Genomic DNA, 13,701 nt, shown 5'->3' on the forward strand with positions numbered 1-13,701 from the left:
TTTCTGATACAACAACACATACATAAGTTCAATAAGGGTTTATAAAGGTTTCTAATTAGACAACCTTTTTTTGTGTCGTGAAATTATAGAATAAACTTGCAATAATATACTATATAGCATTTAAATTTAAGCTGTAAGATGAAATGAGAATAACGTGAAAGGAGTTACCTCATGAATTTTACATCTTTTATTTTATATTGTTTTATTGTTACTTTTACACCAGGACCTACTAATATCGTAATATTATCGACAGTGCATAATACTGGGACAAAAAAGGCATTGGAATATACATATGGTGCAACGCTTGCTTTTGGTTTATTACTTTTAATTTCTGCTATGTTAAACACAATACTGATAGGGATTATCCCAAAAATTTTAAATCTTATGCAGGTTATAGGAAGCTTTTATATGATCTATCTTGCCTATCAGATTTACAAAATGGATTCATCAAAATCATCCGAGAAACAATCAGGTACCTTTATGTCAGGATTTCTGATGCAGTTTTTAAATCCAAAGGTGGTACTGTTTACAATGACAGTTATTCCTAGCTATATATTGCCTTATCAAGTCAAAATGTCTACTGTTACAATTAGTGTTATCGTGATCACAATCATTGGATTCTTAGCATTTATTACATGGGTTCTTTTCGGTTCAATCTTCAAAGTTTTTTTACAGAAACACAAAAAAACTGTTAATATCGTGATGGCATTTTGCTTAGTTTACGCAGCAGTCATGATCTGGATATAAGTAAGCTGTTAAAGAGGTGAGTTTAATGGAGAAATTTATCTACAAAAAATCATCAGGTATTACGGCGCTCTCAGCAAGTATGACTGATTTTAAGTATAAAAAACACTCTCACAAAGAGTATGCCATAGGTGTTACATTACGTGGTATACAACAATATAATCTGGATGGAAGTTTACAGTTATCACATCAAAATGGTGTCATGCTTTTTAATCCAGAACAAGCACATGACGGAATGGCATATGATGAGTCTGGTATTGATTATGTCATGCTATATTTAGATCCACAATTGCTGTTAGAAGTAAATGAGAACAAGGACTTAGTACGTTTTTCGAACCCTATTGTGTATGATCATCAACTTGAACAAAAAATAGTAAGTCTTTCTAATGCTATATTAAGTGAAAAAGATGAGGCATTTTGTAGTGAATTACTAGTATCTCTAGCAGATCGTCTTATTAGAACTAATCTTTCAAGAGATTATAAGAAAGATAACGCGCTAATGAAAAAAGCGAAGAATTTGATTCATTCCAATTTGGAAAAAGTTCTTAAGCTTGATGAGATATGTAATGAACTTAATTTATCCAAATTCAAGTTTATTAGATACTTTAAGACTCATACGGGCATATCACCATATCAATACTTTCTTAACTGTAAGATTGAACGCGCAAAGCAGTTGATCGAAAAAAATAGAGATATATATTCAGCGGTATCGGAATGTGGCTTTGTAGATTTAACCCATTTAAATAAACATTTTAAAAGTGTATATGGAACTACAGCATATGAGTATATGTCTTATTTAGATTAAGGGGAGTATTTGTTCTACGAAAATAGATAAATCCAGAAAGTGAAATGATCATTAAAGAGTGAAAGTCTAGATCTATTTAAGAAAACAAGATTAATATAAAATGCCTGTATCTAAGATTACCAAGTAATCGTTGATACAGGCTATTTTAATAATTATTATTCAGCTAACGAATATACGGCAGAAGAAAATTCTTCTCAACATGAAGACTTTAAGCTGGAGATTTCATAGATTTCTTTACAATCCGATTGTTTTTAGACATTCCATTTGTTTTAAAGTAAGTGAACAAGAAACTACCTAGTATTACGATAATGCTCCCAAGTCCTTGAACCCATGTCATTTTTTCATTTAATAAGAAAAACGCTAAAATGGCTGTGAAAATCGGATTGAAGTTTAGGAAAATACCTGCTGAAGTTGCTCCAATTTTTTGGACACCAATATTCCAAAAGAGCATACATAAGACAGTCGAAATAATACCAGTATATAAAATTGAGAAAATAAATGAGCCATTCATTTTTACAAGCGTAAAATCTGAGAGATTAAAAGGGATGATTACAACTAGTCCAAATATCCCTGAGTATAGTGTAGACAACATAGGTGATATAAGCCTTGTTGCCCATCTACTACAAACCGAATAGATTCCCCATATGCAGACGGCTATGACCATCCATAAATCTCCTAAATTAAACTTCATTGAGAATAATAGATTAAGATCTCCCTTAGAAAGAACAAGGATAACCCCTAAGAACGAAATAAACATTGAAAATATTTGTAAAAAGTTTATTCTTTCTTTTAAAAATAAAGATGAAAATAAAGCAATGGAAATTGTATTTAGGGTCGAAATTAAACCGACATTTGTTGCAGATGTCTTTTCTAATGCCATAAATTGAAAGAGATTAAAAAGAACAACACCTGTAACTCCCATCATGATTAATGGTAGAATAGCTTTACGTGGAGGTAAAATCTTCTTTTCTTTCCACCATACGATTGGTAATAATACGATAATTGCAATTCCCCATCTTAGCGTCGTCAAGGTCATTGGAGAAGCGTGACCAACAAGGGATTTTCCAACGACAAAATTTCCTCCCCATAACAAACTTGTTAATAATAACAACAGTATATATAAGATTGGCATATCTAAACCCCCAAATTCACTGTTTTAATGTTTAAAAAAGACCTTACACAGTGATTTCTTACTATTTTTTTAATAGTTTAACATAATTGTTTATTTCACCGTAGATTATTTTGTATAATGATATAAATACGAAATAATCTTAATCAAAAGCGTTATTTCGGGAAAAATAATTCGTTTTAAGTGTTGGATCGAAACCATTTTCCGAATAAATGAAAGGGAGTAGATAGAAGTGGAACACCAAGGAAATAAAGTATTAGATGAAGTAGATCTTAAAATTTTAGATAAGTTACAAAAGGAAAGCCAAATTAGCAATACGGAACTAGCGCGACATGTGAATTTGTCACCACCAGCTACACATGCGAGAGTTAAACGATTAGAAAATGAGGGATATATCGATCGACAAGTTGCGATCTTAAATCAAGAAAAGCTGGGATTTGACTTGCTTTGTTTTATTTTTATCAATACAAATATCCATCAAGCCGATAAATTAGAAGTGTTAGAGAAAGCGTTACAATCTATGCCTGAAGTTTTAGAGTGCCACTTATTAACAGGGGAGTATGACTATTTATTAAAAGTTGCCAACAGAGAACGAAAAGAATTGGAGAACTTTATTCGTAAGTTAAATCAACTCGGAATTACAAGAATTCAAACAAGTTTAGCTTTAAGAGAAATCAAATATTCTACCGTTTTGCCGTTATGTGAAAAAGAAGAATAAGATTTATAAAGTTTTACAACATAAATCTTAGCCCTTTGGTATAAATATGAAATTAACTTTCAAATGTAAAAGTATGTGTTTTACTCTCAATCTCTAATTTTGATTACTGGATAAAAGTTTAGTTTTTTAATAAAGGGAAAGTGTGCTGATATTGAATTAAATGAACAGAGGTGAACATATGAAAAATTATATTATAGCTATATCAATATTTCTTTTAGGGATATGTATCGTGATTGGAAGTTGGATGATTTCTAATGGAATGGGAACAAAAGTTTCAACGAGTCTTTCTGTACAGCATCAACATCAACTATTAACACAGTCAGAGTTAGTTGATTATTTAGGATTAAGTAAGGAAGAAATTCAAAAATTAACAGAGTTAGATGATGGTGAAGGTAGTTATTCGAGTGAACTTCCTCATTTAAAAATTGGATCTGAGTTTTACTATCCTAAATCAGCAATCGATAAATGGTTAGTAAATGTAGAATTAACTACGATCCCTTAATTAGTAATGATAATATTTTAATTGTAGATTGGAGAAGAAATTTTCAATAAATAATCTAATTTTTATTGAATTACCATACAATAGTAGTAGAGTATAAGCTGCATAATTGCGGCTTTTTCTATTGCATTAAAGTTAAATGGCTAAAGAAATGATTGATTTTATAGTGCAAATATCAGTAAGGGTGTATGTCATTTTTTTGCTTTTGTGTATGTACTCTCAATTGGGAGATGATCGTAAGCAAAACAAATGAGAGGATGTGTGGAATGAAAAAAAAAGCATTCATAACCATTCCGTTTTGTATCTTGTTAGCAATCCTTATCGCTACAACGTTTGTGCTCACTTCGACTAAACCTTCAACCCCTGACTTACTCAAACCTCAACAATTAGCTGAAACCACAAAGCCCGCAGTTGTTCGAATTGTTGATTATGCGATTGTAAAATGGACGATTAATTTAGATGATGAACGCGTGACGAGTGTGCTGAAGAAATGGGATTATAAAACCGAACTTGACGGTTTTGGATCTGGCGCTATCATTAATTCGGACGGCTATATTGTAACAAACGCTCATGTTCTCATTTATTCTCATCAATTGTCCGATCATGATATTCTTTCTCAAGCATTTTCAATTCTTGTGGATGATGTTGCTACGGAAAATAATTGGACGCACAAATTCACAGATGCATACTTGAAACAGTATACTAGTTACGAAATCTTCCAAAAAGGCGTCGACGTATACTTGCCGACAGTAGATGATCCTATTAGCGCAGTCGTCAAAAGCTATCAACAACCTACCGATCATGGCAAAGATGTGGCCCTCTTAAAAATAGACGGCTCCCACTATCCTACAATTCCACTTGGAAACAGTGACTCCATTCAAGATCAAGACAATATTTGGGTGATTGGCTACCCAGCTGCGGCAGATTCTGAATTGCTATCGATGCATAGTTATGTGATCCCCACGATGAATAAAGGGCAAATCTCAGCTATCTCAAAAACTACATTAGCTGGTAGCCAAGTCCTTCAAATCAATGCAGCATCTACCCATGGAAATAGTGGAGGACCCATCATTAATAACAAAGGACAATTGATTGGCTTACTCACTTTCCGAGGAGATACGGTGAATGACCAAGAAGTGCAAGGATTTCATTTTGCGGTACCTGTGAACACATTGAAAAAGGTTGTCAAGAAAGCGGACGTTCATGTCACTGAAAGCAAAACTGATAAATTGTTCAAAGAAGGGTTAACTTTCTACTGGGCCGGCTATTACAAAAATGCACTGACAAAATTTGAAGCAGTCCAAAAAATCTATCCGAACCACCCAGAAGTAAAACACTATATTCATGAATCGAAACAAAAAATGAGCTCAAGCAAAACACTTTGGGCAGATTACAAAACCAGTTTTTACATTCAAGATACTGTCGCAAGTATACTGATCCTCATTCTTCTTCTATACACTTTCACGTTTAACAGCAAAAGTAAATCAAATACCACATCGAATCCACCATCAACCGATTATGAATCCGACTAAACTAGAAACTCACATAGATCTTGAAAAATCTACACCTAATCAGCAGTGTAGACATCATAAATTATGAAAAATGTATTTGAATCTATTTATTGAGCAAATGCTTGAGGGATGATTGCATAAAACTATATTTATCTTGGTAAAAAACGAAACGGCTCCATTTTGCTGAACGTAGGTTGCAATTGGAACGAATGAGATGGATAAATCCTACCCAAACCAATTGTAGAGCTACAAACAAAAGGAGCCGTATAAATGAAGGATGATCAAAAATCTATTGGTTTAAACGTTTTAAAAGATTTTTTTACTGTTGGAACCTATTTAAATGGGTTATTTGAAAAAGGTATATCCTAACTCAAACTAAAATAGTAAGCAAATAATCTAGTAAATGTGAATATGGATAAAAAGTAACATAAAAAAAAATAACAACATTTAATATTGAATATTCAGAATTTATCTTGTATTATCTAATTAACAAACATACCGACTGGTTAGTATCTAAAAGTTTGTTTTAGAATGAAGCGAAAGTATTGAGCAAAAATTGGGGCTTTATAAAATAAATACTAATTTTAGGAGGATTTGAAATGCACGTAAAAGAGTTATTTGATTTAACTGGGAAAGTAGCTATTGTAACTGGTGGAGGACGAGGTCTTGGTGAACAAATTGCAAAAGGATTCGCTGAAGCAGGTGCAAATGTTGTACTTTGTTCTCGAAATGTAGAAGCATGCCAGGAAATTAGTGAAGAATTGAAAAGTTTAGGTGTAGAATCTTTCGCATTGAAGTGTGATGTAACAAACAAAGAAGATGTGCAAAGAGTAGTTGAAGAAACGAAAGAGAAATTTGGGCGAATTGATATATTAGTAAACAATAGTGGTGCGTCTTGGGGAGCACCTGCTGAAGACATGCCATTAGAGGCATGGAATAAAGTAATGAATGTTAATGTAACCGGTACTTTTTTAATGTCCCAAGCAGTTGGGAAAATCATGTTAGAACAAAAATCTGGAAAAATTATCAATATTGCTTCTATTGCTGGCTTAGTGGGAACGAATCCGAAAGTAATGAATGCGGTTGGTTATAGTGCAAGTAAAGGTGCAGTGATCAGTTTTACAAAAGATTTAGCTGCTAAATGGGGTCCTAGTGGCATTCATGTAAATGCATTAGCTCCTGGTTTTTTCCCAACAAAAATGTCTAAAGATGTTATTTCCCACGGAACAGATGAAATAATAGAATCTATACCACTTAAGAAATTTGGAAATGAAGACGAATTAAAAGGTGCAGCTTTATTTTTAGCAACGCCAGCTTCGAATTATGTGACTGGATCTGTTCTAGTTGTTGATGGTGGAGCATCAATTGTGTAATGTTTGAAACATCATAATCAAAAAGGAGTTTTGTTAATGGGCAAACTTCATCTTTTGATGAAAAAAGAAGACATTGATTTTCAAAAAATAAACGATGAAAAGATAGTAGTCGTTTTTGATGTGTTACTTGCTACTTCAACAATTACAGCGGCATTAGCCTTTGGTGCTAAAGAGGTTATACCTGTTAAGAATGGACAAGAGGCAGTTCGTTTCACAAATAAAAATTTGAACAAAGAATATCTATTAATAGGAGAATACGAAGGGAATACAATAGAAGGTTTTCTATCTCCTAATCCATTAACTTTAAAGAAAGTTGTTGCTGAACAGTCAATCGTGTTATCAACAACGAATGGAACTGTGGCATTAAAAAATTCTCAAAATGCAAAGAGGGTATACGCTGCATCCATTTTGAATGCAAATGCAGTTGCAAATCATTTAATACAATCCTATAAAGATGAGTCTGTTATTTTAGTATGTTCGGGGTCGTCAGGACAATTTAATATGGAAGACTTTTATGGAGCAGGTTATTTTATTGATTGCTTAGTAAATGAATCATGTCATTTAGATTTATCCGATGCAGCTAAATCTGCTCATTATTTTTACTTAGGGTTGAAAGAAAAATGTGATGAGATTTTAGCGGAATCAAATGTTGGTAAAATGTTAATTCGCTATGGATTTGAAGAGGAATTAAAATTTGTTTGTAGTAAAAGTATTTTTAATGTTGTTCCGGTATTTGCAGATGGTATAAGCGTAGTAAATGTCAATTTTTCAAAGGAAACTATTTAAATACTGATCTATTAATCACTGTAACTTCTTGTTAGTCAAAAACGATATGTGAAAGGGATGATTGAATGGATTTTTTATATTCGCAAAAAAGTAAAGAGCTTCAATTAAAATTAAAAAATTTTATGGAAACTTATGTTTATCCTAACGAGCGAATATATGAGCAACAGTTAAATGCACAAGAAACTAGGTGGAGTGATGTACCTCCGATTATGGAAGAATTAAAACAAAAAGCAAAACAAGCAGGATTATGGAATTTATTTTTACCTGAAAGTGACCTTGGAGCAGGGTTAACGAATTTAGAATACGCCCCATTATGCGAAATTATGGGACGATCTATGATTGGACCAGAAGTGTTTAATTGTAGTGCACCAGATACTGGGAATATGGAAGTTTTAGAAAGGTATGGAACGAAAGAGCAAAAGGGAAAATGGTTGGTACCACTTTTAAATGGTGAAATTCGCTCATGCTTTTCAATGACCGAGCCTGAGGTTGCTTCTTCTGATGCAACAAATATTGAAGCGAGTATCAAAAAAGATGGTGATTATTATATCATCAATGGTCGGAAATGGTGGTCTTCAGGAGCGGGGGATCCTAGATGCAAAATTGCAATATTTATGGGGAAAACGAATCCGGATGCACCTAAGTATGAACAGCAATCGATGATTCTAGTCCCATTAAATACACTTGGCGTAAAAATCGAAAGGGTATTACCAGTATTCGGTTATGATCATGCACCGCATGGACACGCAGAAATTACGTTTACAAATGTAAAAGTTCCTGCAAGCAATATTTTATGGGGAGAAGGGAAAGGATTTGCGATTGCACAAGGTAGACTTGGTCCAGGTCGGATCCACCATTGTATGAGATTAATTGGTGCTGCAGAACGGGCACTCGAAGAAATGTGTAAGCGTGTTCAAAATCGAGCAGCATTTGGTAAACCGATTGCAAATCAAGGCGTTATTCAAGAATGGATTGCTAATTCAAGAATAGAAATTGAGCAAGCTAGATTACTAACATTAAAGGCTGCATATATGATGGACACAGTTGGTAATAAAGAAGCGAAAGCAGAAATTGCAATGATAAAAGTTGTCGCGCCTTCAATGGCCCTGCGAGTAATTGACCGCGCTATTCAAGCCTTTGGAGCTGCAGGTGTATCTGATGATTATACATTAGCTGCTCAATGGGCAAATGCCAGAACGTTAAGATTAGCTGATGGTCCAGATGAAGTACATCGAGCGCAATTAGCAAGATTAGAATTAAAAAAACATGCTGCAGAAAATAACTTCTCAACAATAAAGAATTAATTCAAATTAAATGACAGATTGAGAGAGGGTCGAAATGAGACTAAAAGATAAAGTCGCAGTTATTACAGGCGGAGGTAGTGGTATCGGGCGTGCTACAGCTATCCGCTTCGCAAAAGAGGGAGCAAATATTGTTATAGCAGACATTAATGAAGTTACTGGTGAAGAAACGCTAGGTATCATAAAAGAACAATATCCAGAAGCTATTTTCGTTAAAACGAATGTTGCCGAAAGTAAGAGCATTCAAAATTTGATGATGCGGGCTGTTGAACATTTTGGTAGAATTGATATTTTGTTTAACAATGCTGGAATAGGGAACTCCGAAGTAAGAAGTGTAGACTTAGCAGAGGAGGAATGGGATCAGGTAATTGATATTAATCTAAAAAGTGTATTTTTAGGCATAAAATATGCAATTCCTGAGCTGAAAAAATCTGGCAGTGGTGTGATTATAAATACAGCTAGTTTACTAGGCTTAAAAGGTAGGAAATATGTAAGTGCTTACAATGCTTCTAAGGGTGGAGTAGTCTTATTAACACAAAATGCAGCATTGGAGTACGGAAAATATAATATTCGAGTAAATGCAATTGCTCCTGGAATAATCGATACAAATATTATTAAGGAATGGAAAAATGATGAAAGAAAGTGGCCGATTTTATCCCGTGCAAATGCACTTGGTAGAATAGGGACTCCTGATGAAGTCGCATCTGCTGCACTATTTTTAGCATCCGATGAAGCATCGTTCGTGACTGGAGCAACGTTATCAGTTGATGGTGGAGGATTAATATTCTAATCTATTAGATTTGAAAAGTTGTTTAAAACAATATTCATAATCAGAAATGGAGAGTTATGTATGTCAACAAATAAAGTTTGGTTAGCTTACTATCCTGAATATATTGCAAAAGAACTATCAATTCCAACAAAATCAATTCCAGAAATGTTTAATGAAACTGTCGATCACTATCCTAATCATTCTTGTTTATCATTTTATGGTAAAAAAAATACTTATAAAGAAGTACAGTCGGCTGTTAATAGATTTGCTTCTGCTTTACAAAAAAATGGCATTCAAAAAGGTGACCGTGTAGCAATCATGCTTCCAAATTGTCCACAATATGTTATTTCATATTATGGAATTCTTACTGTAGGTGGTATCGTAACCCAAATAAATCCAATGTCGGTCGAAAGAGAACTAAAGGAATTATTAAATGACTCAGGAACTGAAACGATTGTTGTATTAAATAGTTTGTACCCAACCGTCAAACCGTTAATTGAAGAAACGAACTTACGGAAAATTATCGTAGTAAATTTAACTGGTACAGAAGAGTATTATGGCGAAGGCGTTCCATTTGGAACATTTTTGCAAAGCGGAAATCAAGAACTGAAACCAGTTACAATCGATTCTCATGAAGATGTTGCAATTCTTCAATATACGGGTGGAACAACTGGACGTTCAAAAGGAGTCATGCTAACCCACCGAAATCTCTACGCAAATATAATGCAGCAAAGCGAATTTTTTAATGGCGCATTTGATCCGGGTCGTGAGCGGGTTTTATCCATCATACCGTTTTTCCATGTTTATGGAATGACAGTATGCATTAATTTAAGTGTTTTTATGGCAAATGAAATGATTATCCTTCCACGGTTTGAAATTGAAGAAGTTTTAAATACGATAAAAAATGAACAACCTACGCTATTTCCAGGTGTTCCAACTATGTATATTGCATTAATTAATCATCCTGAGTCTGAAAAATACGGGATAGATGCGATAAAGCTTTGTAATAGTGGAAGTGCACCGATGCCAGTAGAACTAATGAAGCAATTCGAAAAAAAGACAGGTGCTACTATTTTAGAAGGCTATGGATTATCTGAAGCATCGCCAACGACTCATAGTAATCCTGCATTTGCAACAAGAAAGCCTGGTACTGTGGGAATCCCATATCCATCAACTGATTCAAAAATCGTTGATATAGCTAGCGGATTAGACGAAGTTCCAGTTGGTGAAATTGGTGAATTAATTATTAAAGGTCCTCAAGTGATGAAAGGCTATTGGAATTTGCCAGAAGAAACTGCAAATACAATTAGAGATGGATGGTTATATACTGGTGATATTGCGAGCGTCGATGAAGATGGATACGTCTCAATTTTAGATCGAAAAAAAGATATGATTATAGCAAGTGGCTTTAATGTGTATCCACGTGAAATCGAAGAAGTAATTTATGAGCATCCTTTCGTAAAAGAAGCTGTAGTAATAGGTGTACCCGACTCTTATAGAGGTGAGACAGTTAAAGCAGTGATTGTACTTAAAGAAGATAAACATCTTACCTTAGAGGAAATGAAGGAATACTGCAAAAATCATTTAGCGACATATAAAGTTCCAAGAGTGATCGAATTCCGAAATGAACTACCAAAAACGAATGTTGGCAAAATATTAAGAAGAGCTATTAGAGAAGAAGAAAGCTCGATCAGGCAAGTTTAAGGAAAGAATGTATTTATGGTATTACTTTTGATACTGCATTTCATTAATACTATGCATAAGTAAAAATAATAAGTATCTTTCACAAGGAACATCTATAAATATAGTAAGATGTGATGTCCTTTTATTTAATTATTTAGATTATGATAAAACCTTCCTTGTACTATGATATAATTCTATTGAATTTTTAAGATTGCGAGGACATCTAATGAAACAAAAAATAAAGGAACACTCTATACAGCTATTTGATAAAAAAGGATTTACGAGTACATCCATTCAAGATATCGTCGAATCGATCGGAGTTACAAAAGGAACTTTTTACTATTATTATACAAGCAAAGAACAGCTTCTTATGGAAATTCACCTTCAATTTATTGATGAAGTATTAAATGAACAAGAAGAAGTTATTAATGATGCAAAGAAAAGCTTTTCAGATAAGCTATTTGAAGTCATTTATTTAAGCTTAATGGACATTAAAAAACAAGGCCCAAGCGCAAAAGTGTTTTATCGTGAAATGAGACATTTAAATCCTGAAAGTTTAACAGAAATTAAGGCTAAAAGGGATTTATATCGATTTAATATTGAGAAACTTCTGAATGAAGGAATTAAAAATGGTGATTTAAGATCAGATTTAGATGTACCAATCGTTTCATTCGGTATTTTAGGTGTTATGAACTGGAGTTATGAATGGTATAACGCAGAAGGACAAAAAAATGCATTTGAAATCGCGAAGTCATTCCAAGAAATGATCTTAAAAGGGATTAAAGTAGGGGAGTAGTTTCTCCTTCTACTTTACATACCGACTAGTTAGTATTGGTAAATAAAAAATAATTGATAAAGGTAGGTTGTTTTATGGAAAAATTCACCGTAACCCCTAGATTTTGTGAAACGGATGCATTAGGTCATATTAACAATACTAGTTACTTTATTTATTTAGAAGAAGCGCGAATTAAATTCTTCCAATCTCTTGGCTATTCAATGAATCTAGATGATTGGAAGTTTATTCTAGCGTCTACAAAATGCGATTTTGTAAATCAAGGTCACTTTAATCAAAAATTGTCAGTATCAACTTATATTTCAAAAATAGGAAATAAAAGCTTTCATCTCGAACATGAAATTTGTTGTGAAGAGACAAATCAAATGATTGCTACAGGTAATGCGATCATCGTATTTTTTAACTTTAAAGAGCAACGTAGTGAAGTACTTCCAGAAGTTTTTAGAGAGAAGTTAGATAGGCATTTAGTTGTGAAATAAACTGGATTTTCTAAAGCGAAGGAGGGGTAATATGGCTGAAAAGGTTGAATTAGAAACGATTCAAGTTCGTAAAGGTGAAGAGTTAAATCCTCATGTTCTACATAAATTTTTAGAAAAAAATATTGATGGTCTTCCAGATGGAGAATTAACAATTCGTCAGTTCTCAGCGGGTCATTCAAACTTAACTTATTTACTAAAAATTCGAGAATGGGAGGTTGTGTTAAGACGGCCACCACTTGGCCCAGTTGCTCCAAAGGCACATGATATGAAAAGAGAATTTCGGATTTTATCAGAAATACATCCCCACTTTTCGGCTGCACCTAAGCCGATTTTATATTCAGAAAACGAAGTAATCGTAGGTAGTCCATTTTTCATAATGGAAAGAAAAAATGGTGAAGTATTTGACTCATCATTTCCTCCACATTTAAACGTAACGATTGAAGATCGTAAAAGATTATCTACTGTAATGGTAAATAAGCTGGTAGAGTTACACTCCATAGACTATACAAAAACAAAACTCCTAGAAATAACGAAACCTGAGAATTTTATGGAAAGACAAGTTAACGGCTGGATTGGACGTTATAACAGAGCAAAGACTAGTGAAATTGCCGAGGTTGATCGACTAATGAGCTGGTTAATCAATAATGTACCAAAAAATCATCACTCATCAATTATTCATTATGATTTTAAATTGAATAATTCAATGTTTAGTCACGATTTAAAGGAAATGATTGGACTATTTGATTGGGAAATGGCAACAATTGGTGATCCCTTAGCTGATTTAGGTGTAGCTTTATGCTATTGGATTCAAAATGATGATCCAGATTTATTAAAATTTGGATTAGGTAAACCACCTGTTACGATTCAAGAAGGATTTATTACAAGAGATGAATTTATTGAAGCATATGCAAAGAAAAGTGGTAGAGATTTATCAAACATACATTACTACATGGCTTTTGCTTATTTTAAATTAGCAGTAATTGTTCAACAAATCTTCTATCGATTTAAAGCAGGGCAAACAAGTGACCAGCGTTTTGCAAAGTTTGACCAATTCGCAGAAAATTTGATTAGGATTGCCAATGATCTAGCAGTTAAATAGATTCATATAAAG

14 protein-coding genes are annotated in these 13,701 nt (G+C 33.5%); 13 read left to right on the plus strand and 1 reads right to left on the minus strand.

What is annotated here, in order from left to right:
- Positions 1-171: 171 nt before the first annotated feature.
- Positions 172-747 carry a LysE family translocator gene (locus ACFWM3_RS11155; RefSeq protein WP_390311369.1) on the plus strand — a complete coding sequence of 192 codons (576 nt, stop codon included), beginning with the start codon at positions 172-174 and terminating at the stop codon, positions 745-747.
- 25 nt (positions 748-772) lie between these two features.
- Positions 773-1,549: an AraC family transcriptional regulator gene (locus tag ACFWM3_RS11160; RefSeq protein ID WP_056476884.1), complete on the plus strand. Its 777-nt coding sequence runs from the start codon at positions 773-775 to the stop codon at positions 1,547-1,549.
- A 208-nt stretch (positions 1,550-1,757) separates the two neighbouring features.
- Here the strand turns inward: ACFWM3_RS11160 and ACFWM3_RS11165 are convergent, their stop codons facing one another.
- Positions 1,758-2,681, minus strand: coding sequence for a DMT family transporter (locus tag ACFWM3_RS11165; RefSeq protein ID WP_390311370.1), 924 nt, complete (start codon positions 2,679-2,681; stop codon positions 1,758-1,760).
- A gap of 229 nt (positions 2,682-2,910) precedes the next feature.
- On the opposite strand from ACFWM3_RS11165, the gene ACFWM3_RS11170 reads away from it, so the two are divergent.
- The 11 genes from ACFWM3_RS11170 to ACFWM3_RS11220 all read left to right on the plus strand — a co-directional run bounded on the left by ACFWM3_RS11170 (position 2,911) and on the right by ACFWM3_RS11220 (position 13,689).
- Entirely contained in the window at positions 2,911-3,396 is a 486-nt protein-coding gene (locus ACFWM3_RS11170) for an Lrp/AsnC family transcriptional regulator (RefSeq protein WP_056476891.1), read from the plus strand.
- Between the two features lie 178 nt (positions 3,397-3,574).
- Positions 3,575-3,898 (plus strand): helix-turn-helix domain-containing protein, encoded by a 324-nt coding sequence (locus ACFWM3_RS11175; RefSeq protein WP_056476894.1) that lies wholly within the window; start codon positions 3,575-3,577, stop codon positions 3,896-3,898.
- A 263-nt stretch (positions 3,899-4,161) separates the two neighbouring features.
- Positions 4,162-5,427 (plus strand): S1C family serine protease, encoded by a 1,266-nt coding sequence (locus ACFWM3_RS11180; RefSeq protein WP_390311371.1) that lies wholly within the window; start codon positions 4,162-4,164, stop codon positions 5,425-5,427.
- Between the two features lie 578 nt (positions 5,428-6,005).
- Entirely contained in the window at positions 6,006-6,779 is a 774-nt protein-coding gene (locus ACFWM3_RS11185) for an SDR family oxidoreductase (RefSeq protein ID WP_056476900.1), read from the plus strand.
- A gap of 36 nt (positions 6,780-6,815) precedes the next feature.
- Entirely contained in the window at positions 6,816-7,565 is a 750-nt protein-coding gene (locus ACFWM3_RS11190) for a 2-phosphosulfolactate phosphatase (protein WP_390311372.1), read from the plus strand.
- A 65-nt stretch (positions 7,566-7,630) separates the two neighbouring features.
- Complete coding sequence (locus ACFWM3_RS11195) at positions 7,631-8,869, plus strand: acyl-CoA dehydrogenase family protein (RefSeq protein ID WP_390311373.1); 1,239 nt, start codon at positions 7,631-7,633, stop codon at positions 8,867-8,869.
- Between the two features lie 34 nt (positions 8,870-8,903).
- On the plus strand, positions 8,904-9,656 hold the full coding sequence (locus tag ACFWM3_RS11200; RefSeq protein ID WP_390311374.1) for an SDR family NAD(P)-dependent oxidoreductase: 753 nt from the start codon (positions 8,904-8,906) through the stop codon (positions 9,654-9,656).
- Positions 9,657-9,716: 60 nt separating this feature from the next.
- On the plus strand, positions 9,717-11,339 hold the full coding sequence (locus ACFWM3_RS11205; protein ID WP_390311375.1) for a long-chain-fatty-acid--CoA ligase: 1,623 nt from the start codon (positions 9,717-9,719) through the stop codon (positions 11,337-11,339).
- 205 nt (positions 11,340-11,544) lie between these two features.
- Complete coding sequence (locus ACFWM3_RS11210; protein ID WP_056476909.1) at positions 11,545-12,114, plus strand: TetR/AcrR family transcriptional regulator; 570 nt, start codon at positions 11,545-11,547, stop codon at positions 12,112-12,114.
- Positions 12,115-12,188: 74 nt separating this feature from the next.
- Positions 12,189-12,590: an acyl-CoA thioesterase gene (locus tag ACFWM3_RS11215; RefSeq protein ID WP_056476912.1), complete on the plus strand. Its 402-nt coding sequence runs from the start codon at positions 12,189-12,191 to the stop codon at positions 12,588-12,590.
- A 31-nt stretch (positions 12,591-12,621) separates the two neighbouring features.
- Positions 12,622-13,689 carry a phosphotransferase family protein gene (locus ACFWM3_RS11220; protein WP_056476915.1) on the plus strand — a complete coding sequence of 356 codons (1,068 nt, stop codon included), beginning with the start codon at positions 12,622-12,624 and terminating at the stop codon, positions 13,687-13,689.
- Positions 13,690-13,701 lie beyond the last annotated feature (12 nt).

It is taken from the genome of Gottfriedia sp. NPDC058432, assembly GCF_042721555.1.
Lineage (GTDB): Bacteria > Bacillota > Bacilli > Bacillales > Bacillaceae_G > Gottfriedia.

Bases quoted from the DNA above. Each gene is read 5' to 3' on its own strand.
- ACFWM3_RS11215 (WP_056476912.1), top strand. From the start codon at position 12,189: ATGGAAAAATTCACCGTAACCCCTAGATTTTGTGAAACGGATGCATTA.
- ACFWM3_RS11175 (WP_056476894.1), top strand. From the start codon at position 3,575: ATGAAAAATTATATTATAGCTATATCAATATTTCTTTTAGGGATATGT.
- ACFWM3_RS11190 (WP_390311372.1), top strand. From the start codon at position 6,816: ATGGGCAAACTTCATCTTTTGATGAAAAAAGAAGACATTGATTTTCAA.
- ACFWM3_RS11160 (WP_056476884.1), top strand. From the start codon at position 773: ATGGAGAAATTTATCTACAAAAAATCATCAGGTATTACGGCGCTCTCA.
- ACFWM3_RS11155 (WP_390311369.1), top strand. From the start codon at position 172: ATGAATTTTACATCTTTTATTTTATATTGTTTTATTGTTACTTTTACA.
- ACFWM3_RS11205 (WP_390311375.1), top strand. From the start codon at position 9,717: ATGTCAACAAATAAAGTTTGGTTAGCTTACTATCCTGAATATATTGCA.
- ACFWM3_RS11185 (WP_056476900.1), top strand. From the start codon at position 6,006: ATGCACGTAAAAGAGTTATTTGATTTAACTGGGAAAGTAGCTATTGTA.
- ACFWM3_RS11180 (WP_390311371.1), top strand. From the start codon at position 4,162: ATGAAAAAAAAAGCATTCATAACCATTCCGTTTTGTATCTTGTTAGCA.
- ACFWM3_RS11200 (WP_390311374.1), top strand. From the start codon at position 8,904: ATGAGACTAAAAGATAAAGTCGCAGTTATTACAGGCGGAGGTAGTGGT.
- ACFWM3_RS11220 (WP_056476915.1), top strand. From the start codon at position 12,622: ATGGCTGAAAAGGTTGAATTAGAAACGATTCAAGTTCGTAAAGGTGAA.
- ACFWM3_RS11210 (WP_056476909.1), top strand. From the start codon at position 11,545: ATGAAACAAAAAATAAAGGAACACTCTATACAGCTATTTGATAAAAAA.
- ACFWM3_RS11165 (WP_390311370.1), bottom strand. From the start codon at position 2,681: ATGCCAATCTTATATATACTGTTGTTATTATTAACAAGTTTGTTATGG.
- ACFWM3_RS11195 (WP_390311373.1), top strand. From the start codon at position 7,631: ATGGATTTTTTATATTCGCAAAAAAGTAAAGAGCTTCAATTAAAATTA.